18 protein-coding genes are annotated in these 21,738 nt (G+C 72.1%); 12 read left to right on the top strand and 6 right to left on the bottom strand.

Annotation, left to right across the window (positions count from 1 at the left end):
* Nucleotides 1-498 precede the first annotated feature (498 nt).
* The 4 genes from mdo to mftM all read left to right on the top strand — a co-directional run bounded on the left by mdo (nt 499) and on the right by mftM (nt 5,563).
* Nucleotides 499-1,791 carry an NDMA-dependent methanol dehydrogenase gene (gene mdo, locus CCN35_RS07200; protein WP_067395250.1) on the top strand — a complete coding sequence of 431 codons (1,293 nt, stop codon included), beginning with the start codon at nt 499-501 and terminating at the stop codon, nt 1,789-1,791.
* Between the two features lie 72 nt (nt 1,792-1,863).
* Nucleotides 1,864-3,084 (top strand): AAA family ATPase, encoded by a 1,221-nt coding sequence (locus CCN35_RS07195; protein ID WP_067395247.1) that lies wholly within the window; start codon nt 1,864-1,866, stop codon nt 3,082-3,084.
* A gap of 14 nt (nt 3,085-3,098) precedes the next feature.
* Nucleotides 3,099-4,634 (top strand): VWA domain-containing protein, encoded by a 1,536-nt coding sequence (locus CCN35_RS07190; RefSeq protein ID WP_067395244.1) that lies wholly within the window; start codon nt 3,099-3,101, stop codon nt 4,632-4,634.
* Complete coding sequence (mftM, locus tag CCN35_RS07185) at nt 4,631-5,563, top strand: mycofactocin oligosaccharide methyltransferase MftM (RefSeq protein WP_067395241.1); 933 nt, start codon at nt 4,631-4,633, stop codon at nt 5,561-5,563. The genes CCN35_RS07190 and mftM overlap by 4 nt, the downstream gene beginning before the upstream one ends.
* A gap of 138 nt (nt 5,564-5,701) precedes the next feature.
* Here mftM and CCN35_RS07180 read toward each other — a convergent pair whose 3' ends face one another.
* From CCN35_RS07180 to CCN35_RS07170, 3 genes are read right to left on the bottom strand one after another with little or no spacing between them, the layout of a single operon-like run.
* Entirely contained in the window at nt 5,702-6,367 is a 666-nt protein-coding gene (locus CCN35_RS07180) for a MadR family response regulator transcription factor (protein ID WP_067395238.1), read from the bottom strand.
* Entirely contained in the window at nt 6,364-7,746 is a 1,383-nt protein-coding gene (locus CCN35_RS07175; protein WP_067395235.1) for a MadS family sensor histidine kinase, read from the bottom strand. Before CCN35_RS07175 ends, CCN35_RS07180 begins: the two co-directional genes overlap by 4 nt.
* A gap of 10 nt (nt 7,747-7,756) precedes the next feature.
* Nucleotides 7,757-9,031 (bottom strand): iron-containing alcohol dehydrogenase, encoded by a 1,275-nt coding sequence (locus tag CCN35_RS07170; RefSeq protein WP_067395232.1) that lies wholly within the window; start codon nt 9,029-9,031, stop codon nt 7,757-7,759.
* Nucleotides 9,032-9,255: 224 nt separating this feature from the next.
* Here CCN35_RS07170 and CCN35_RS07165 point away from each other — a divergent pair, with 224 nt between their 5' ends.
* From CCN35_RS07165 to CCN35_RS07150, 4 genes are all read left to right on the top strand, one after another.
* Nucleotides 9,256-10,494 (top strand): GAF domain-containing protein, encoded by a 1,239-nt coding sequence (locus CCN35_RS07165; RefSeq protein ID WP_067395229.1) that lies wholly within the window; start codon nt 9,256-9,258, stop codon nt 10,492-10,494.
* A 144-nt stretch (nt 10,495-10,638) separates the two neighbouring features.
* Nucleotides 10,639-12,156 carry an aldehyde dehydrogenase gene (adh, locus tag CCN35_RS07160; RefSeq protein WP_067395227.1) on the top strand — a complete coding sequence of 506 codons (1,518 nt, stop codon included), beginning with the start codon at nt 10,639-10,641 and terminating at the stop codon, nt 12,154-12,156.
* A complete protein-coding gene (locus tag CCN35_RS07155) occupies nt 12,156-12,560 on the top strand; it encodes a DUF779 domain-containing protein (RefSeq protein WP_067395224.1) in 405 nt (134 codons plus the stop codon). The genes adh and CCN35_RS07155 overlap by 1 nt, the downstream gene beginning before the upstream one ends.
* 341 nt (nt 12,561-12,901) lie before the next feature.
* Nucleotides 12,902-13,426 carry an ATP-binding protein gene (locus CCN35_RS07150; protein WP_245863059.1) on the top strand — a complete coding sequence of 175 codons (525 nt, stop codon included), beginning with the start codon at nt 12,902-12,904 and terminating at the stop codon, nt 13,424-13,426.
* A gap of 191 nt (nt 13,427-13,617) precedes the next feature.
* On the opposite strand, the gene CCN35_RS07145 is transcribed toward CCN35_RS07150, so the two are convergent.
* Together CCN35_RS07145 and hemL are read right to left on the bottom strand one after the other, a co-directional pair.
* Entirely contained in the window at nt 13,618-14,265 is a 648-nt protein-coding gene (locus CCN35_RS07145; RefSeq protein WP_067395448.1) for a histidine phosphatase family protein, read from the bottom strand.
* A gap of 137 nt (nt 14,266-14,402) precedes the next feature.
* Nucleotides 14,403-15,719, bottom strand: a complete 1,317-nt coding sequence (hemL, locus tag CCN35_RS07140) for a glutamate-1-semialdehyde 2,1-aminomutase (protein ID WP_067395222.1) — start codon at nt 15,717-15,719, stop codon at nt 14,403-14,405.
* 375 nt (nt 15,720-16,094) lie between these two features.
* Here hemL and CCN35_RS07130 point away from each other — a divergent pair, with 375 nt between their 5' ends.
* Together CCN35_RS07130 and CCN35_RS07125 are read left to right on the top strand one after the other, a co-directional pair.
* On the top strand, nt 16,095-16,721 hold the full coding sequence (locus tag CCN35_RS07130) for a hypothetical protein (protein WP_086791891.1): 627 nt from the start codon (nt 16,095-16,097) through the stop codon (nt 16,719-16,721).
* A gap of 373 nt (nt 16,722-17,094) precedes the next feature.
* The gene (locus CCN35_RS07125; protein WP_067395213.1) at nt 17,095-17,469 is read left to right on the top strand and encodes a VOC family protein; all 375 of its coding nucleotides are present in this window, start codon (nt 17,095-17,097) and stop codon (nt 17,467-17,469) included.
* Nucleotides 17,470-17,642: 173 nt separating this feature from the next.
* Here the strand turns inward: CCN35_RS07125 and CCN35_RS07120 are convergent, their stop codons facing one another.
* Complete coding sequence (locus CCN35_RS07120; RefSeq protein WP_086791899.1) at nt 17,643-19,502, bottom strand: ABC transporter ATP-binding protein; 1,860 nt, start codon at nt 19,500-19,502, stop codon at nt 17,643-17,645.
* Between the two features lie 568 nt (nt 19,503-20,070).
* Between CCN35_RS07120 and CCN35_RS07115 the strand changes: the two genes are divergently transcribed.
* Both CCN35_RS07115 and CCN35_RS07110 read left to right on the top strand, forming a co-directional pair.
* The gene (locus CCN35_RS07115; protein WP_342748576.1) at nt 20,071-21,069 is read left to right on the top strand and encodes a trypsin-like peptidase domain-containing protein; all 999 of its coding nucleotides are present in this window, start codon (nt 20,071-20,073) and stop codon (nt 21,067-21,069) included.
* A partial coding sequence (locus CCN35_RS07110) for an effector-associated domain 2-containing protein (RefSeq protein WP_143631408.1) occupies nt 21,066-21,738 on the top strand: 673 nt, incomplete at its 3' end. The genes CCN35_RS07115 and CCN35_RS07110, both read left to right, overlap by 4 nt.

The raw sequence follows: 21,738 nt of genomic DNA, 5'->3' as shown, positions 1-21,738 counted from the left end.
TGACCGGCCCGTACTCGACGCTACGGAGGTCTCCGTCGCGTCTCGCCCTGCTTCCGGCCGCCCTCGCCCTGTCCGGTCGGACAGGTGGGTCACCGCCGGCACCGGTGTCCGCCGTGCGTCCTGTCCGATCGGACAGGGTGCCTCCCGTCCGTTCGCGCTCCGCTGCCGTCCGGGCGGCCGGTGTCGTCCCGCCCCGTGTTCGGCGGAAGGTGAGTCACGCCACGCACTCCGGCACGTCCGTGCTCCCCCGGACCGTCCGTGCTCCGCCACGGGCGTCCGCGCCGCCGGCGGGCCCCGCCTTCGAAGGCGACGTCGTTCGCCCGAAGGACGGGCCGTGCGGCGGCGCGGGGAGCCCCCCTGCCCGAGCGCGGCCGAGCGCACACGACCAGGCGTCACACGCGCCGGGCGTCCCACGGCAGACGGCGCGTGGAAGCAGGGCCCGGGGAGCAGTCGACGCAGTACGCGCGGTCCTCCCGCGCGGAGAGGAAAGTCCCGATCATGAAGGTCGAAGAACTTCTCAAGCCGTTCCCGATCAAGGAATTCCACCCTTTCCCGCGGGCGCTCATGGGCCCGGGCGCCCATGAGCTGATCGGCCCCGAGGCCAAGAAGCTGGGCTTCAAGCGCACGCTGGTGATGACGACGGGTCTGCGCGGCAGCGACACCGTGCACAAGATCGTCGAGTCGATGAAGTACCACGGCCTGGAGGTCGTGGTGTACGACAAGGTCGAGTCGAACCCCAAGGACTACAACGTCATGGACGCCGTGGCGCTGTACCAGGAGAACAAGTGCGACTCGTTCGTCTCCATCGGCGGCGGCTCCTCGCACGACGCCTGCAAGGGCGCCCGCATCTCGGTGGCCCACGACGGCCGCAACGTCAACGATTTCGAGGGCTTCAACAAGTCCGAGAACCCCAAGAACCCGCCGCACATCGCGGTCTCCACCACGGCCGGCACCGGCTCGGAGACCTCCTGGGCGTACGTCATCACCGACACGACCACCGACCCCGACAACCCGCACAAGTACGTCGCCTTCGACGACGCCTCCGTGGCCACGCTCGCCATCGACGACCCCACGCTGTACTACGACTGCCCGCTCGACTACACGGCACAGTGCGGCTTCGACGTCCTGGCGCACGCCTCCGAGCCCTACGTCTCCCGGCTCAACTTCCAGCCGTCACTGGGCAACGCGCTGCACGCGATCCGGCTCACGGCCCGTCACCTCCGGCAGGCGGTGTGGAACGGCCAGGACCTGGCCGGGCGTGAGGGCATGATGTACGCCCAGTACATCGCGGCGCAGGCGTTCAACTCCGGCGGCCTCGGCATCATCCACTCCATCTCGCACGCCGTCAGCGCCTTCTACGACACCCACCACGGCCTCAACAACGCCATCGCGCTGCCCCGCGTGTGGGCGTTCAACATGCCCACCGCCTACGAGCGGTTCGCGGACATCGCCGAGGCCATGGGTGTCGACACCCACGGCATGACCAAGGTCCAGGCGGCCGAGGCCGCGCTCGCCGCGGGCATCCGGCTGCTGCGGGACGTCGGCATCCCGGAGAAGTTCACCGACGTCAAGCAGGACACGTACTCCAAGAACCGGCTCGGCCAGGGCCCGACGAAGTTCTACGAGCAGGCCAAGGTGATCAAGGGTGACGCGGCCGACGTCGACCGCATCACACGTCACGTCCTCGGTGACGCCTGCACGCCGGGCAATGCCAAGGAGTGCACGTTCGACACCGTCCGGCCGGTCGTCGAGCACTGCATGAACGGCGACCTGGACGACCTGCTCAGCTGAGCGTCTCGCGCTCGGGAGCGGGGGCCGCACTGGGAGGTCGCCCCCGCTCCCGCCCCATCGGACGGAGGACCCGTGCCCGCCACACCCCAGAATTCCGACAGTCCGGCGTTCGCCTCGGTCGACGAGGTCGTCGAGCGGTTCGCCGAGCACGGCTACATCGCCGACCGGCGCCTGGCCACCACCGTGTTCCTGCTGACCCGCCTCGACAAGCCGGTGCTCCTGGAGGGCCCGGCCGGCGTCGGCAAGACCGAACTCGCCAAGACGCTCGCCGCCGTCACCGGGCGCCGCCTGCTGCGCCTGCAGTGCTACGAGGGCCAGGACGAGAGCAGGGCGCTGTACGAGTGGGACTACGGCAAGCAGCTGCTGTACACCCAGATGCTCCGCGACAAGATCGGCGACCTCACCGCCGACGCCCCCGACCTGGCCTCGGCCGTCCAGCGGATCGAGGAGCAGGACAGCGTGTTCTTCTCCGACCGTTTCCTCGCCCCGCGCCCGCTGCTGGAGGCGATCCGCGGCGAACAGCCGGCGGTGCTGCTGATCGACGAGGTCGACCGGGCGGACGAGGCCCTGGAGGCCGTGCTCCTGGAGTGCCTGGCCGAGTACCAGGTGTCGGTGCCGGAGATCGGCACGTACACCGCGAAGGTCCCGCCCTACGTCGTCCTCACCTCCAACAACACCCGTGACCTGTCCGCCGCCCTCAAGCGGCGCTGCCTGCACCTCTTCCTCGACTACCCGGACGCCGAACGGGAGCTGGAGATCGTGCGGTCGAAGAACACCGGGCTGCCGGAGGCCGCCGCCCGCCGGCTGGTCGAGGTGGTGCGCGGCCTGCGCGACCTGCAGCTGCGCAAGAACCCCAGCATCTCCGAGACCGTCGACTGGGCCCGCACCCTCGCCGTGCTCGGTGTCGAGGAACTCGCCCCGGCGGTGCTCGCCGACACGGCCAACGTCGTCCTCAAGTACGAGCGCGACCTGCACCGCGCCCTGGACGTCCTGCCGCACCTGGCCGACCCCAACCGCGTCCTGCCCCCGCCGGGCCACCACCACGACGGACACGGCCACCACCCTCACCACGCGGGGCACGGCCACCAGCATCACCACGACGGCCACCACCACGACCACGATCAGCTCCCCGAGGTGGACGGCCGCGCGGTCCGGGCCGCCATGGACCGGCAGGGCCGGCACGACGAGAACTACTACGGCGCCCCCGGCCCCGGGCCGACCCGCCGCCCCGTACCCGGCGGCGGACAGGGCGCCCGCGCCTTCGCCGCCGTCACACGGCGGCGCACCGGCTGACGCGGGAGACGGGCATGGAAGCGGGTGTGCACCGATTCGTCCGTCTGCTGCGGCTGTTCGGGCTGCGGGTCTCCGTGTCGGAGGCGGTGGACGCCATGCGCGGGGCGGCCCAGCCCGGCGTGCTCGGCGGGCGGGAGACGCTGCGGGAGGCGCTGCGCATGACGCTGGTGAAGGACCGGCGTGACCACGCACTGTTCGACGACCTGTTCACCGCGTTCTTCTCGCTCCGCCCGGTGAGCGGCGAGTCCGGCGGCCACGGCCACGGCCATGAGCACGACGACCTGACCGACACCGGGGAGCTGGAGTCCTTCACCGTCTCCGACGAGCCGTCCGAGACGCCCCAGCAGGGGCACAGCCACGGCAAGCCGTCCGACATCCGGGACTTCTTCGACCAGCAGGACCTGGCCCAGCGGTACAACCTCCACCAGGAGGCCAACAAGCTCGACCTGGCCTCGATGACCGACGAGATCGTCCTGTCCAAGGACGGCGCGGCCGACGGCCCGAGCACCGCCCCCTCCGTCCAGCTGGAGACCGAGCGGCTGCACGGCGCCGGCGTCCCGGGCCGGCTCGCGGCGGCGGCCGGGCAGCCGATCGACACGGCCCTGACCGTCGCCCAGCAGGACGCCCTGCTCGGCTGGCTCGCGGACGACACCGACGACCTCGACGAGCAGGAGCTCGGCGCGCTGCGACGGCAGCTGGCCGGCGTCATCGAGAACCTGCCCGAGCTGCTGAAACGCCATCTGGACCGGCTGGCCGAGCTCCAGTCGGTGGCCGTGGAGTCCTCCCGGATCGCCGAACGCGCCCGCCTCGAGACGGTCGACGAGGACGAACGCGCCCAGCTGGAGGAGGCGCTGCGCCGGATCGGCCGCTCTTTGCACGGCGCCCTCACGAGCCGGAAACGCGACACCCCGCACGGCCGTATCCACCCTGGCCGCACCATGCGCCGGAACATGCGCTACGACGGCGTGCCCTTCCGGCCGGTCACCGTCACCCGCGCCGAGGACAGGCCCCGTCTGGTGGTCCTGACGGACGTCTCGCTGTCCGTGCGGGCCACCGCGCGCTTCACCCTGCACCTGGTGCACGGCCTGCAGTCCCTGTTCGGGCAGGTCCGCAGCTACGCCTTCGTCGACGAGCCCACCGAGATCACCGAACTGTTCGCCGAGCACCCGCTGGAGCGGGCGCTCGGGCTGGTCTTCGACGGTCTGCCCGCCGGCGGGCTGCTCGACGTGGACGCGACCTCCGACTACGGCCGCACCTTCGAGCTGCTGCTGGCCGAGCACGCCCCCGCGCTGGGCCGGCGGACGACCCTGCTGGTGCTGGGCGACGGCCGCGGCAACGGCAACGACCCGAGGACCGAGGTGTTCGAGGAGATCACGCGCCGGGTGCGCCGGACCATCTGGCTGACCCCCGAACCCCGTTACTCCTGGGGTCTCGGCTCCTGCGACCTGCCCCGCTACGCGGAGTACTGCGGCCGTGTCCAGGTGGTCTCCGACCTCGCCGGCCTCCAGCGCACGGCCCACCGGATGGCGAGGGAGGCAACCGGACGATGAGCGTTCCCAGCCTCCGCATCGCCGCCGCGGCACGTCGTATCGATCCCCTGGCTCCGCATCCGGCGGGCCAGTACACCGATCATCTGGTCCGGGTGGTCCGCGACAGCCGTACGGACGGGACGAACGGCCCGGTGCCCCACCCCATCGTCCGTACCGAGCACTTCACCCTGCGCCGCCGCGGCCGCCGCGTCGAACTCGGCCACTCGATCCCTCCCGAGAGGCTCGACAACGACCTGGCCGGGCTGCTCGCCGAGGAGCTGTTCGCCCCCGGTTGGCTGTCCGGCAGCGATGTCTTCGAGCGCGTCTTCACCGGGGTGGTGCGCTCCTGCGTGGACGGACCGCTGCCCGCCTGGACCACGTTCTACGGCAACACCCTCGCCCGTATCCGGCAGTTCTGGCACACCCCCGAACCGGCCGGGCACTCGTCGATCGCCGGGTTCGCGCCGGTGTACCGGCGCGTCCTGGACCTGGTCCCCGCGGGCAGTGTGCTGGATCTCGGCTCCTGCTTCGGTTTCCTGCCCCTGCTGTTCGCCGAGCGGCAGGGGTACACGGTGACCGCCTCGGACCTCGCCGGGGGGACCATGCGGCTGCTGGATGCCGTGGCCCGGTCGACGGGCCTGCGGCTCTCCACGCTGACCTGCGACGCGGCACGGGTGCCTCTGCCGTCCCGCTCGGTGGACACCGTCACCGTCATCCATGTGCTGGAGCACCTCGATGCCCGGCACGGCGACGCCGTCGTGCAGGAGGCGCTGCGGCTGGCCCGCGGGCGGGTCGTCGTGGCCGTGCCGTACGAGGACGAGCCGACCGCGGCGTACGGGCATGTGCGGTGCTTCGACCAGGACCAGCTCACCGAACTGGGCCGCCGCACCGGCCGCCGGTTCTCCGTCGCCTCGCACCACGGCGGCTGGCTGGTCATCGAGCAGGGCTGATCCCCCGGCCGCCCCGGTCGCGGGGCGCGGACCGCCGCCCGGCTCTCCCGCCGCGGGCGGCCGGTCCGGCACCAGCCGCGAGGGCCGGGACCGGTCGCCGCCGGTTTCGGCCCTCCGGCCCTCCGGCCTTTCGCGCCGTCAGATCACGCCCATCTTGCTCGCCTCGTACACGACTTCCGCCCTGCTGCCCACGTCCATCTTGCGCATGATGTTGCGGACGTGGAACTTCACCGTCGTCTCCGAGATGTACAGTTCGGCCCCGATGTCCCGGTTGCTCAGTCCGCGGGCGAGCAGCTTCAGGACCCTCACCTCACGTTCGGTGAATCTGGGCTGCTCGGGCTGCACACGCATGGAGCGCACCATCGCCGCGGCCGCGTGCGAGTCGAAGGCGCTCTCGTTGCGGGCCACCGCGCGGATCGAGCGCAGCAGCTCGGTGGTGTCCACGTCCTTGACGACATAGCCGCGCGCGCCGTGCCGGATCGCCTCCACCACCAGGGAGTCGTCGAGGAACGTGGTGAGCACCAGCACGGCGAGTCCCGGGTGACGCTCGGTCAGCCTCGCGCACAGCTCCAGGCCCTCGGTGTCGGCTCCCGTCGACAGCTTGAGGTCCAGCAGCACGATCGACGGGTGCGTCCGCTCCACGACGGCGGCCGCCTCGGCGGCCGTGCTGGCCTCCCCGACCACCTCCAGGTCGCTCTCCCGCTCCAGGATCGAGCGCAGCCCGTGCCGGACGATCGCGTGGTCGTCGACCAGGACGATCCGCTGGGCCGCCGTGGGGGCCGTCGTCTGCCGCTCAGTCGTCATCGGCTGCCTCCTTGATCTCCGGCTTGATCTCCGGGCACCGGCAGCGGGACGTCGACCCGCAGCAGGACGCCCCCCATTCCCGACCGGCGGATGGACAGTCTGCCGCCCAGCTCCTCCGCCCTGGTGACCATGTTGGCCAGCCCCCGGTGGCGCCCCGACAGATCGGTGGCCCGGGACAGCCGCAGGGCGCGGCGCAGCTGGGCCGGGTCGCCGCCGCCGTCGTCGGAGACGGTCAGCACGACGGACTCGGGCAGATACCGCAGCCTGACCAGCGCCCGGCCGGCCTTGCCGTGCGTGGCGGAGTTGAACAGGGCCTCCCCGGTCAGCCGGAGGAGCGACTGCTCGGCCTCGGGCGGCAGCGGCAGCGGGCTGCCCTCCACCCGCACCCGCACGTCGAGGTCCGTGGTCAGATGCACCGTGGACAGCCGCTGCAGCATCACGGGGAGAGGCCCCGCGGGCTCCTGTGAGGTGCGGTGGAGTGCGTAGATCGCGGCGCGCAGCCGCTCCACGGCCTGCCGGTTGAGGTCCTTGGCGTCGGCCAGCCGCTCGGCGATCTCCTTGGCCCGCCCGCCGAGCGCCTCCAGCTCCGCCCGGCACACCTCGACGGTCATGCCCGCGCTGAGCACGTACTGCGTGACGCTGTCGTGCAGTTCGCGCGCGATGCGGCGCCGCTCGTCGTCCAGTGCCTGCCGCTGCAGCGCGCCGAGCAGCCGGGCCTGGGTCTCGGCCAGCTCGGCGTTGCGCGCCGCCAGATCGCGGGCCTGCTGCTCGGCCGCCTCGGACAGCTCTTCCGTCCGTCCGCGCAAGGTGGCCGCCGCGTGGAAGAGGAACGTGTTGTGCACGGCGACGGCGGCCTGGTTGGCCAGGACCCTGAGAATCGCCAGGTCGGTGTCGGCCACCTCGACACCGGCGCCGGGCTGTGCCGCGATCCCGCCGACCGGTTCGCCGTCCAGAGTCATCGGGGCGCGCACCCATCCCGCCCCGTCGCCCGGCGTCTCGGCCTCCCACGGCCGGGTGCGCAGCACGTGCAGGTGCTCCCGCGCCTCGGCCGGCACCCGGGTCTCGTCGTCGATCAGCACGTCGTCGGCGTACAGCAGGAACCGCGGCCGGGCGGCGCGCAGCGCTCCGTCCGCCACGGCCAGCAGCAGCCAGCGCGCCTGCAGATGCTCGGCGGCGGTGCGCACGACCGTCTCGACCAGGGCGCGCGGCCCCTCCGCCGTGCGCACCAGGGCGCGGGAGATCCCGTCGAGTGCCTCCACGGTCCGCTCCAGCCGCTCGGTGGAGCGGACGTACGCCGGGTAGTACGAGCGTTTGCCCGAGCGCAGTCCCGTGAGCACTCCCAGGTCGGCAGCCTGCGCGGACTGTTCGGGAACGCTCACCGGTACCGCCTCACAGCGCCGCGCGGAACAGTGTCTCGACGTCCCGTACGTCGACGTCCCTGGGGTTGGTGGCCATGCAGGCGTCCTTCAGCGTGGTGCGGGCCAGCACGGGCACGTCCGACTCCGCGACGCCGAGGCTGGCCAGGCCCTTCGGGACGCCGACGTCGTCCGCCAGCCCGCGCACCAGTTCCGCGAGCTGCGCGGCCACCTCCTGGGGCGGCACGCCGTCGGTCGGGATGCCGGCGGCCGCGCCGAGCGCGACGAACCGTTCCGGCCACGCCTCGGCGTTGAACCGGATGACATGCGGCAGGAGCACGCCGTTGACAACGCCGTGCGGGGCGTCGAGCAGGCCGCCGACCTGGTGGCTCATGGCGTGCGTCGCACCGAGGATCGCGTTGGTGAAGGCCATGCCGGCCTCCAGGGAGGCCTGGGCCATGGCGAGCCGGGCGGTGAAGTCCTTCGGCCGCACCTGGGTGCGCACCAGATTGCCGGTGATCAGCTCGACCGCGTGGAGCGCGTGGCTGTCCGTGAGCGGGCTGTGCGCCCGGGACACGAACGCCTCGATGGCGTGCGTCAGGGCGTCCAGACCGGTCGCCGCGTTGAGCCAGTCCGGCATGGTGGTCAGCAGACGCGGGTCAATCACCGAGATCTCCGGCACCAGCGTGCGGCTCACGATGGTGACCTTGACGTGCTCGGTGGTGTCGGTGATGACGGCGAACTGCGACACGTCCGCCCCGGTGCCCGACGTGGAGGGCACCATCACGGTGGGCGGGATCGGCAGGCCGACCCGGTCCACACCCCCGTAGTCGAGGATGCGCCCGCCGTTGCTCGACAGGATCGCCACCCCCTTGGCCGCGTCGATGACGGAGCCGCCGCCCAGCCCCACGATCACGTCGCAGCCGCTGGCCGCGTACTGCTGGAAACCGGCCTCGACCTCGTGGTCCTTGGGGTTGGGCGTCACGTCGTACCACAGGACGGGCCGCAGCCCGACCCTGCGCAGATGGCCGACCGCCTCGTCCACCCACCCCGCCTCGATCAGCCCCGGATCGGTGACGAGGAACGGCCGGCGGCCGCCCAGCCGCAGCGCACAGTGACCGATCTCGGCCAGCGAACCGGGCCCGAAAACGACCTCGGGCACATGGAACTTGGCCAGCCGCGCGGACCGGCGGACGGCGTCGGTCCCGGTCTTCTGCGGCCCCAGCAGCTCGCACTGGTACGCGTCGCGGCCCCAGTCGACACTCGATTCATTACCGCTGGTCATCATGACGCCGGACACGAGCGACATGCGACCTCCAGGGACAGTGAAGCTCGCAACGCGTGCGAAACCTTGATTTTCTGCGCCATCCGCCGATAACACTGCCGTCACACCGCGGACCACGCTAGGCGCGCGAGCCCGGACGCGGCACCTGTCCATTCGGACGGGGAGACCTGCCCGACCGGGCAGGTGCACGTTGTGTAGTCCCGACGACAATAACCGATTGTCCCCGTTCCATGGCAGGGGAAGCACACATGTCACAGCGCAGTGATCTCCGGCGCCGCAGGGCCGCGCTGGAGGACGAGTGGTCTCGTGTGGTGCCTCGGCTGAAGGCCGCGGGTCCGGCGCCGAACGGCGGCGGAGCGCTGCGCCACGAGGTGGCCGAGTCCTGGGTGCGCTCGCTGGTCAGCGTGGACCCCGCCCGGGACAGCGCCCCGGTCGCCGAGGGGGGCGCGGTGCACCACCGCTGGGCCGACTCGCCGCTGCGCCGGCCGGTCGGCGAGCTCGCCGACGAGCTGCGCAGCATCGCCGACGACGCGGGATTCGTCACCGCGGTCACCGACGAGTCCGGGACCATCCTGTGGACCTGCGGCGGCCCGACCATGCGGAAGCGGGCCGAGCGGGTCAACTTCGCGCCCGGCGGGCGATGGGACGAGCAGGCCATGGGCACCAACGCCCTGTCCCTCGCGCTGCGCACCGGACGCCCCAGCACCGTCTTCTCGGCCGAACACCTGGTGACCGCGCTGCACGGCTGGGTCTGCTACTGCGCCCCGATCCGCGGCCTCGACGGACGCGTCCTCGGCGTCCTGGACCTGTCCACCACCTGGGACCGTTCGAACCCCCTGGCCATGTCCACCGTGCGCGGCCTGGTGTCCGCCATCGAGGCCAGGCTCCGCGCCGAACCGCCCCGCCACCCCCGGAAGAACGCACCCCGGGTGCGGCTGACCTGCCTGGGCGAGGAGAGAGCCGTGCGCGAGGGCGTGCCCCTCGCCCTGCGCCCCCGGCAGCTGGAGATCCTGGCCCTCCTCGCGCTGGAACCGGACGGCTTCTCACCGGAGAGGCTGCGCGAGGCCCTGTACGGGGACCGGCCCGTCACCGCCTCCACCTTCAAGGCGGAGATCTCCCACCTGCGCCGCGCCCTCGGCGGCGGCATCGCCCCCCGCCGCTACGCGCTCACCGCACCCGTGTCCTGCGACGCCGTCGACGTGCTGCGCGCGCTGGAGCGCGGTGACACGGAGACCGCCCTGGGCCTCTACCGCGGTCCGCTGCTCCCCCGGTCCGAGGCGCCGGGCATCGGGGAGTGGCGCATCCGCCTGGAAGTGGCCGTCCGGGAGGCGGTCCTCACGAGCACCCGCCCGGAGCACGCCCTGCGCTACGGCGAGCGGGCGCCGTACGACGCGGAGGTGCACGAGCACGCGCTGCGCCTGCTCGGTCCGGGCGACGCACGCCGCGCGATCGCGGCCGGCCGGCTGACCGCCGCCCTGCGCGACTGACCACCGCCCCGTGCGGCTCGGCCTCCACCGGCGCACGGGCGGCGCCAACCTTGCGCCAACCTCGCAGGCCCACAGTGAGGTGCACCACGACGGCACGGGCCGTCGTGGCCACCGCACTCACCATCGCCATCGAGGAGAGCCGCCATGGTGTACGCGCAGCCGGGAACGGACGGCAGCATCGTCAGCTTCGCCCCGCGATACGACAACTTCATCGGCGGCGACTGGGTCGCCCCCGTGGAGGGCCGGTACTTCGAGAACCCCTCCCCGGTGAACGGAAAGGTCTTCTGCGAGGTCGCCCGCTCGACCGCGGCCGACATCGAGCTGGCCCTGGACGCCGCCCACGCCGCGGCCGACAAGTGGGGCCGCACCTCCGTCGCCGAGCGGGCCGCCCTCCTCAACCGGATCGCGGACCGGCTCGAGGAGAACCTCGAGAAGCTCGCCGTGGCCGAGACCTGGGAGAACGGCAAGCCCGTCCGCGAGACCCTCAACGTCGACATCCCGCTCGCCATCGACCACTTCCGCTACTTCGCCGGTGCGGTGCGCGCCCAGGAGGGCACCGTCGGCGAGATCGACGAGGACACCGTCGCCTACCACTTCCACGAGCCGCTGGGCGTGGTCGGCCAGATCATCCCGTGGAACTTCCCCATCCTCATGGCCGCCTGGAAGCTCGCCCCGGCCCTGGCTGCGGGCAACTGCGTGGTCATCAAGCCGGCCGAGCAGACCCCGGTCAGTCTGCTGAAGGTCATCGAGCTGATCGCCGACCTGCTCCCGGCGGGTGTGGTCAACGTGGTCAACGGCTTCGGCGTGGAGGCCGGCAAGCCGCTCGCCTCCAGCCCGCGCATCGCCAAGATCGCCTTCACCGGTGAGACCACCACGGGCCGGCTGATCATGCAGTACGCGTCCGAGAACATCATCCCGGTCACCCTGGAGCTGGGCGGCAAGAGCCCGAACATCTTCCTGGACGACGTCATGGCCGCCGACGACGCCTACCTGGACAAGGCGGTCGAGGGCTTCGTGATGTTCGCGGTGAACCAGGGCGAGGTGTGCACCTGTCCGTCGCGGGCCCTGATCGCCTCCTCGATCTACGACGAGTTCATGGCCCGTGCCCTGGAGCGCACCAAGGCCATCAAGGGCGGCAACCCGCTCGACCCGCAGACCATGATCGGCGCACAGGCCAGCAACGACCAGTTCGAGAAGATCCTGTCCTACATCGACATCGGCAAGCAGGAGGGCGCCGAGCTCCTCACCGGCGGCGGGCCCCGCACGGTCCCCGGTCTGGAAGGCGGCTACTACATCGAGCCGACCGTCTTCAAGGGCACCAACGACATGCGGATCTTCCAGGAGGAGATCTTCGGCCCGGTCGTGTCGGTCACCACCTTCGACTCCCCCGAGGAGGCCGTGAAGATCGCCAACGACACCCTCTACGGCCTCGGAGCCGGCGTGTGGTCCCGCAACGGCAACCTCGCCTACCGCCTCGGCCGCGAGATCAAGGCCGGACGCGTGTGGACCAACTGCTACCACGCCTACCCGGCCCATGCGGCCTTCGGCGGCTACAAGCGCTCCGGCATCGGCCGCGAGACCCACAAGATGATGCTCGAGCACTACCAGCAGACCAAGAACCTCCTGGTCAGCTACTCCGAGCAGAAGCTCGGGTTCTTCTGATGGGCACCCGCACCAGGCGCGTCGAGCTGACACCGGCCGCCGAGGACCTGGTGCGGCGGCTGGTGGCCCGGCACGGGCCGGTGATGTTCCACCAGTCCGGCGGCTGCTGCGACGGCAGCGCGCCCATGTGCTACCCGCGCGGCGAGTTCCGCGTCGGCGCCTCGGACGTGCTGCTCGGCCGTCTGGCCGGCGACACGCCGTTCTGGATGAGCGCCGACCAGTACGCCTACTGGTCGCACACCCACCTCACCGTCGACGTGGTCCCCGGCCGGGGCAGCGGCTTCTCCCTCGAGGCCCCCGAGGGAGTGCGCTTCCTGATCCGCTCCCGGCTGTTCACCGACGAGGAGTGGGAGCGCATACGGGCGGAGCCGCCGCTGCCGACGGGGGCCGAGGCGGCCGGATGACCCGGCGGCCACGGCACCGGCGCGGGCGGCGGTGGTGACGGGCGGGGCCGGACATCCGCGTGTCCGGCCCCGCCCCCCGCCGTGCGCGGCGGGGCCGCCCCCTCCGATCGGAGAGGGACAGTCCGCCCCACTGCCCAGTCACGAAAGGTCACACCGCCGCGTAGCGTCGACGGCGACACGCCGCACAGAAGCACCGCCCAGGACCATCCCCGGTCCCCGGCTCCACCGGTCCTCGCACCGGCGAGGCGGTGGCCGAGCCGCTCCGCCGGGTCTCACGGCCCGGACCCACGACAGGACCGCCGAGCGCAGCGCTCCTCCCGCCCCGGCCTTGGGAAACGACCATGAGCACCGCAGCCCTCCACGACACCATGCAGCCGAGTGCCGTGACCGGCCGGGCTGTCCCACGTCGGCGGGGCCCCGTCGGCCCTCGCCCGGGCCTCGTCCGTGACCGGACCCGGCCCGCCGCCCGGCCCGCTCCCGGCCGCCATGCCATCCTGGCGCTGCCCGCCGAGGTCCGCTGGGTTCCGGTGGCACGCCGCAGCGCCACGGCGATCCTGGCCCACTGGCGTCTTCACCCCGCCGACCTGGCGTCCGCCGAACTCGTCATCGGTGAACTCGCCGCCAATGCCGCCGTGCACGGCCGCCGCGACATGACCCTGCGTCTGTCCCTCGACGCCAAAGTCCTGCGGATCTCGGTGACGGACTCCGGTGGCCCGGCCCGGTCGCGGCGGCCGTACGACGACGATCCCGACGAGCACGGCCGGGGGCTCGCCATCGTCGGACTCCTGGCCGGCGAGGTCCGGGTTCACCCAAGCCCCCTCGGCCGCCGGGTCAGCGTGGTCCTCCCCACCGGCCTTCCGCGCTGACCGGACAGGGCACGGGTTTCCCCGACGCACCGGACCGGAGCCGGGCCGTGCGGGCCTCACGCGCTCCAGCGCCGGCGCAAACGTCATGAACGCATACGTACGCGACCGGGGGCTCACCGCCCCCGGTCGCTTCCTTGTTCTCCTGGTTCTCTCGGTTCTCTTGCTCTTTTGCTCTTCTGCCCTTCTGCGTTCTACGCGCCGAACGCCTTGCCCTTCCCCTTCACCGGCTTGGCTCCCGGGAGGAGATGAGCGGGGACCAGGTCGCGGGCCGGCTCGGTGTAGCCGACGGAGATGATCCGGTCGCCCCGGAAGGTGAACGACGTCAGCGAGGCGAGCGTGCACTGCCGCTTGCGCGGGTCGTGCCACAGCCGGCGCCGCTCGACGTAGGAGCGCACGATCCAGATCGGCAGCTGGTGGCTGACCAGCACCGCCTCGTGCCCGCGCGCCTTGTCCTTCGCCGCGTGCAGCGCGGCCATCATGCGCACCACCTGGTCGATGTACGGCTCGCCCCAGGACGGCCTGAACGGATTGACCACGTACTTCCAGTTGGCGGGCCGGCGCAGCGCGCCGTCGCCCACGCCGAAGGTCTTGCCCTCGAAGATGTTGGCCGCCTCGATCAGCCGCTCGTCCGTGGCGACGTCGAGCCCGTGCACCTTGGCGATCGGCGCCGCCGTCTCCTGCGCCCGCTCCAGCGGGGAGGCAGCGACATGGACGATGTCGCGGGAGGCGAGGTGATCGGCGACCCGCTCGGCCATCCTCCGGCCCAGCTCGGACAGGTGGTAGCCGGGCAGCCGCCCGTACAGGATCCCCTCCGGGTTGTGCACCTCGCCGTGCCGCATGAGGTGGACGACGGTGAGGTCGTCACCGGTGACGCTCTTCTCGACCCTCTCGACCCTCTTGGCCTTCTCGGCCTTCCCGGTCTTCCCGGGCTCCTGGGCCTTGTCCGTCTTCTCGGTCTTCTTCTCGGCGTGGTCGCTCATGCCGTGGCCTCCGCAGCCGCCCGGGCCGCCGCCGGAAGGGCGTCGGCGATCCGCTCGAGCGCCGTCTCGTCGTGCGCGGTGGAGACGAACCAGGACTCGAAGGACGAGGGCGGCAGATAGACGCCGTTCGCCAGCATCGCGTGGAAGAACGCGGTGTAGCGGTACGACTCCTGCGCCTTGGCGTCGTCGTAGTTGCGCACCGGACGGTCCGTGAAGAAGACGGAGAACATGTTGGAGGCGTTCTGCAGGGTGTGCGCCACGCCCTCCTTGGTCAGCGCCTCGGAGACCAGTGCCTGGAGCTGCTGCGAGACGGCGTTCAGCTTGGCGTACGCGGCCTCGTCGAGCAGCCGCAGCTGGGCGAGTCCGGCGGCGGTGGCGACCGGGTTCCCGGACAGGGTGCCGGCCTGGTAGACCGGCCCGGCCGGAGCGAGGTGCGCCATGATGTCGGCGCGCCCTCCGAACGCGGCGGCGGGGAAGCCACCGCCCATCACCTTGCCGAAGGTCATCAGGTCGGGCACGACCCCGTCGATGCCGTACCACCCGGCGCGGCTGGTCCGGAACCCGGTCATGACCTCGTCGGAGATGTAGAGGGCGCCATGGGCCGCGCAGAGGTCCTTGAGGCCCTGGTTGAACCCGGGCAGCGGAGGAACGACCCCCATGTTGCCGGGCGAGGCCTCGGTGATCACGCAGGCGATCTCGTCCGGGTGGGCGGCGAAGGCGGCGCGCACGGCGTCGAGGTCGTTGTACGGCAGCACGATCGTGTCGCCGGCCTGGGCGCCGGTCACGCCCGGGGTGTCGGGCAGGGCGAAGGTGGCGACACCGGACCCGGCGGCGGCGAGCAGCGAGTCCACGTGCCCGTGGTAGCACCCGGCGAACTTGATCACCTTGGACCGCCGGGTGAATCCGCGGGCCAGCCGGATCGCGGACATGGTGGCCTCGGTCCCGCTGGAGACCAGCCGCACCTGCTCCAGCGGCCCGACCCGGCTGGTCATCTCCTCGGCGAGCGCGACCTCGCCCTCACCGGGCGTGCCGAAGGACGTACCGCGCGCCACCGCCTCCTGCACGGCGGCGACCACCTCGGGGTGCGCATGCCCGAGGATCATCGGCCCCCAGGAACACACCAGGTCGACGTACTCCCGTCCGTCGGCGTCCTTCAGATACGGGCCGCTGCCGGACACCATGAACCGGGGCGTGCCGCCCACGGCACGGAAGGCACGCACCGGCGAGTTCACGCCTCCGGGCGTGACGGCCGCCGCACGGTCGAACAGCGCCTGCGAGACGGGGGCTTCATACGGGTATGGCAGTTCGCTCATGACCTGCGACTTCTCCGACTTCTCGGGGGCTTTCCCGGGGGTTCTCCGATTCCGGTGGGCAGTGACCTGTTCAGGGTAGGCCAGCGTCGTCGGCGACCTCATCGGCGACCTGGGGGCCGGAGCGGCCCGCCCGGCGACGCCGTGGTGCTCCGAACGACGGATTCGAGGATTCCGGGCCGCTCATCTGCGAAACTGGGCTTGGCGTACGTATGGACCGTACGGACGAGGCAAAGGATCGTGTCGAAGACCGTGAGCTCCTGAGGACAGATGACCCGGCGCACGTTTCGGCGGGCGGCCGTGGGGGAGGTCACTGTCACGATGATCGGGTTGCGCGGCGGGGGACACGCGCCCTAGAAAAAGCAGTCGGGTGGAGATATGCATCGCGGTGGCGGACTGGGCGAGGGGACTGACGGCCTGGGTCCTCGACGTGCCCGGCGGGGAAGGCACCGGCGCGAGGTTGACGAAACGGCCGAGGCACGTCAGGCAAGGGATCTTCCGAGGGAGCCCGAGCGGCTCAGCCGAGGGGTCGACCGTCTGGGAGCAGGGAGCAGGAATGGTGGTCGGGTGGGGGTGACGTACAAGTACTTCGGCGCGCCCGACGGCGCGACGGCGGCCCGCGTCCCGCTCTCGATGCGTCCCGAGGAACTCGGCGGCGATGAGCTCGGCATGAACGGCATGTTCACCAAGATCAAGCCGGAGACGGTGGCCGCCATGGTGCTGACCGGCATCGAGGGGGTGCCCCTGCACAAGGTGCCGCCCCTGGAGCTGGTCGTCCTGCACCCCGACTACGCGGTCGTGAAGCTCCCGATGACGGTGGTCGACCCCCTCCGCGACCTCGGCGAGGAAGCGGTCGGCGCGGCTGCCTTCATCTGGTCCACGGTCCCGGACCGCGGCGGTCCCCGGGACGCGTTCAACGTGTACCAGCTGCTGCACGAGTGGCAGGACTTCTCGCAGCGGCTGCACGCGGCGGGACACCAGCCGTACTGCCTGGTGTGGCCCTGAGCCGCACCCACGCTCGACGAACGAGGGCGGGACCTCCAGGTCCCGCCCTCCGTCGTCTCCGAAGACCGCCTTCCGGCGCCCGCTCTCCGTCCGTGAACGTGCGTGCAGGTCCGTGCACGTCCGTGAAAGGGGCTTCCTTCCGTACCTCTTGGCAACCTCTTGGCACAGCCGCCAAGGCCACGTAATGTCTCCGGCGTGAACACCGGACCGGCGCTGCGCCACACACGGATTGGCTGTCCGGTGGAGAGCTGACCGCACAGCGGGTGCGCAGAGCGCACCCCCTCGGTACGGCACGCGGACCTCCCGTTGCTCGTGCACGACGAGTCCCTTTTCCGCGTCCTTTTCGTGTCGAGCACCGAGCGAGGTCAGCTGCATGACAGTCACGTTCAACCACACCATCATCGCCGCCAAGGACCGCGACGAGTCGGCCCGGTTCTACCGGGAGCTCCTGGAGCTTCCGGAGGCTCCGTCCTGGGGCCTGTTCACCAACGTCCAGCTCTCCGACGGCGTGCTGCTCCAGTTCGCCGAGCCGCCGGTGGAGATCCAGATGCAGCACTACGCGTTCCTGGTCGACGACGAGCTGTTCGACCGGGCGTACCGGCGGCTGTGCGAGCGCGGCATCGAGCACTGGGCCGATCCGCAGATGCGCCGCCCGGGCGAGATCAACCACGAGCACGGCGGTCGGGGGGTGTACTTCAAGGACCCCGCCGGCCACGCGATCGAGCTCATCACCCGCCCGTATCTGTAGCCCTCGGCGCGGGCGCCGCCGCCGGCGCGGGCGGCTCGGCGGGAAACCCCGTCACCGTCCCGGCGGACCACAGAGTCAGGTCAACTCTCCTTGCGCACAAGGACGTTGACGAGTGCGAGGTCCGGCTTCCGGCGGACGCCGGACGGACCTTGCGGCTGCGGCTTTGCCGGGCCCTACGGCTGCGGCTCCGCGGTCCTGTCGTCCTGCGGGGCGGGCAGGGCCGCGGAGCCGTCGAGCCGGTACTGCTCGGACTGGACGAGGTACATGCGGCGGAAGAGGCCGGGGCCGTCCGTGTCCGGCCGCATCAGCTCGTCGAACGTGCCCTGTTCGACGACCCGCCCGTGTTCGAGGACGTAGATCGTGTCGGCGTGGCGGACGCTGTGCAGCCGGTGGGTGATCAGGACGATCGTCTGGCCCTCGGCGGCGAGGTCGCGGATCCGGTCGAAGACCTGCTGCTCGGCCTCGGCGTCGAGGGCGCTGGTGGGTTCGTCGACGACGAGGATCCGCGCGGCACGGTGGCGGGCGCGGGCGATGCCCAGGCGCTGCCACTGGCCGCCGGAGATCTGGTGGCCGCCCTTGTAGCCGCGGGCGAGCAGGGTGTCCCAGCCGCGGGGCAGGGAGGCGACGGTGTCGTCGGCACCGGCGTACGCGGCGGCGGCGTGCAGCAGGTCGTCGTCGTACGGGGCCTCGGGGCGGCCGATCGCGATGTTGACACGGGCGGTGAAGGGCCAGCGGTAGAAGTCCTGGGCCACGACGGCGACGCGGTCGAAGAGGTCGGCGCGGTCCGCTTCGGCGGCGTCCACGTCGCCCCAGAGGATCCGGCCGGCGTCCGGGGCGTACAGGCCGCACAGGAGCTTGGCGAGCGTGCTCTTGCCGCTGCCGTTGCTGCCCACCAGGGCGACGATCCTCCCCGTGGGGATGGTGATGCTCACGTCCTTCAGGGCGGGGCGGCCGTCGACCGTGCCCGGGTAGGTGAAGGTGACGTTCTCGAAGCGGACGGCGTCGATCCTCCGGGGCAGGGGACGGCCGGTGGCCGGGATGAGACGGCGGTCGGCCTCCCGGCACAGCCGGTCGAGGTCGGCGACGAACAGGCTTTCCTCGTAGAGGTAGTTGAGCTGGACGACCAGGGACTCGAGGTTGGCGGAGCCGGTGCGGATGGCGATGACGGCGGTGCCGGCGACGGCCAGGTCCATGGCACCGGTCCACAGCAGCACACCGAGCACCCCGTACGTGGTGACGGTCGCGAGCCCCGTCCAGCCCGAGGCGATCAGACCGGTGCGGGCGGCCAGGGAGGCCAGGCGGGTCTGCTCCCGTTCGCCGGTCTCGGCCATCGTGCGGAAGTGCTTGAGCAGGAACGGCCCGATGTTGTGCACCCGCACCTCGGGCGCGGCCTGGACGTCGATGAGCAGCCGCCCCAGCAGCTGACCGGCCCGGGCGTGCTGGACCCAGGTGTGGAAGGAGACGTAGCGGCGGCGGGCGATGGTCAGCGCGCTCCAGGCGCTCGGCAGCGTCATCATCGCCAGCAGGGGCAGCAGCACCGGGTGCAGCGCCGTCAGGACGCCGGCGGCGGCGATCAGCGCGATCGCGGCGGTGACCACCGACGCACAGAACCTGATCATCCGTCGGGCGGACTCGGCGCCCCACTGCGCGGAGTCCAGCAGCTTGTGGAACTCCTCGTCCTCCACGGCGGCCAGCTCCACTCGGGCCACCCGCTCCAGGTACTCCTCCGTCGCCACCCGGAACACCTTCGGCTCCAGCCGCCCGGTGCCGGCGGTGGAGGCCGACTTCAGCAGCGCGCCGACGACGGCGGTGACGGCCACCGCGACGAGGGCGGGGGCCGCGGCGACGAGGCGTTCGGTGGTCTCCCCCTGCTCCAGCAGCTGGGCGAGCACCCGGTTGACCGCGACCAGGCCGACCGCCTGCGCGATGCCGCCGCCGGCCTCCGCCACGGCGACCTGGAGCAGCGCCCGCCGGTCGGCGCGGTGGGCCAGCCGGATCGTGGAGCCGATCAGCCGCGGCATCCGCAGGACCATGGCGCGCAGGCCGAGCTCCAGGAAGGAGCCGTCGTGCCGGCTCCAGCCCCCGTCGTAGCGGAGCGGGCCGCCGAAGAGCAGGCGTTCCGACTCCGAGACCTCCTGGGCGCCGGCCGCCTCCTTCGCCGCCCGGGCGGTGTCCCCCGTGGACTTCCCGCGCCTCCCCGCACGACGAGCTGCATGACTGATACGACTGATACGACTCACACGGCCTGTACGGCTCATACGCCCCTGCCCCGCCGTCCCGAACGCCAGGTGAGCATCATCCGGTGTGACCGCCCGGTGCGGTGCCTCCGGTGAGCGGCCGGCAGCGGCAGACGGGCGAGTTGTGGATGCGTCGGGGGACGGCCCCGGGCATGAACGCGGTGACGGCCCTTGGGTGTGCGCCCCTCTGTGTCACCGCGCGCCCGCCTGCGCACCGATGATTCGCCGGTGGCACAACCGGTAAAGCTCCGGGATACGCATGACGCGTGTACCGCGCGCATGCGGTTCGTACGCTGGTTTCCGGGTGGGGACCGTCGCTCGCGACGGCTGCACACGGGGGAACACGCGGGGGAAGGGACGGGCAGTGCTCAACGGGGATGGGACAGGCGTGTCGGCGTCAGGACGGGTACGCGTTCTGTCGACGCGTGAAGTGGTGCACGGCGCCGGAGTTCTGGTGGCTCCGGACACGGTATTGACCTGCGCGCATGTAGTGGCGTCGGCCGTCGGGACGGCGGAGCCCGGGCAGCGGCCCGTGCTCGTCGACCTTCCCGGACGACCGGACGCCGGGGCGGGCGAGGCGGTCGTGGTGCCCGGCGGCTGGTTCCCGGGCCCGCTGGCCGGAGGGTCGGACGGGGACCTCGCCGTTCTGCGCACGGACTGGTCGCCGCCCGCCGATGTCCTGCCCGCGCGGCTCGGCCCGTGCGGGGAACCGGACCGGCGCGAGGTCGGCGTGTACGGCCACCCGGCGGGAGCGCCCGCCGGTCTGTGGTCGTACGCCCGGCTCACCGGGCGGGGCGGGCCGTACCGGGACTGGATCCAGCTGGAGGGGATCGGCACCACGGGCGTGCCGGTGGGGCCCGGGTTCAGCGGAGCCGGGGTGTGGGACCCGGCCGCGGGGCGGGTCGTCGGGCTGGTCACCGCCGCCTACACCGACCGGCAGGCCAAGGTGGCCTGGATGCTTCCGCTGGAGGCGGCGGCCCGGCTGTGGCCGGCGCTCGCCCCGGCTCTCGGGCCGCCCCGGCCTCCCGCGCCGTCGGGGTTACCGGAGCCCCCCTCCGACAGAGACCAGTTCGCGCTGGCCGACGCCCTGCTGAACGTCCCTCAGATCGAGGACGACGGCGCGGCGGCACTGCGCCGGCTGCTGCCGGTCCCCATCCGGCGCACCATCCGCACCAGCCCCCGCCCCCGCCTCCAGCTCTACTACGTCGTCCAGGCCTGCGCCGACCACCGCGACGGCAGGCAGGCCCTGATCGACGCCCTGCGGCTGCTGGACGACGCGTCGGAACCCGCACGTGCCGCGCTGGAACTCTTCGACAAGCTGTGGCCGACTGCCGGATCCGCAACGGGAGGCGAGGCCCCGTGACACTCGCTCAAGGGACCTGGATGCCGCCCAAGATCCTGCTCGACGCACTGGAGGCCCTCCCGTGCTTCGAGGAGCCGGGGATGCTCCACGAGTGCGCCCGTCTGGTGGGCCACGCGCTGGGGGTGCGGATCACCCTGCCGGAGAGCAGCCACCGGCGCCGCTGTCTGCTGCACCTGCTCAGGGAGGTGATGCCGCATCCGGACGGCATCCAGGTGCTGGGCAGTGTCGTGTCGACGCTGGAGGGCGAGACCCGGCACATGGCCCAGGTCCGCACCGCCATCGCGCTCGCGGAGGTGCCCCTCTTCCCGGCCGACAGCTGGAAGCGGCTGATGGCCCTGCTCAGCGGGCTGGACCTGCTCGACGTCCGCGGAATCTTCCAGGAGGCCCTGGGCTGGCGCCCCGACCCCCTGCCGAAGCACTGCGAGGAGCCGTGGTCGGCGGTGCTGCACGCGGCGACCCTCAACGCCCGCCCCGGCGAGCCGCTCCCCTGCGTTCTGCTGGTCGAGCGGTTCGCGGCGTACGCCAAGGGCCGGCAGCAGCGGGAACTGCTGGAGTGGGTGGAGGAGCACCGGTTCCAGCCGGACGCGTACCCCCATGTGCCCACTCCCCGCCCGGCCCCGGCCGCCTCGCCGGTCACCCCCGCACCCGCTCCCGCGACCGCCCGGGCGG

This window comes from Streptomyces thermovulgaris (assembly GCF_002155915.1).
GTDB lineage: Bacteria > Actinomycetota > Actinomycetes > Streptomycetales > Streptomycetaceae > Streptomyces > Streptomyces thermovulgaris.
This window is presented reverse-complemented; position numbering and strand designations above follow the sequence as displayed.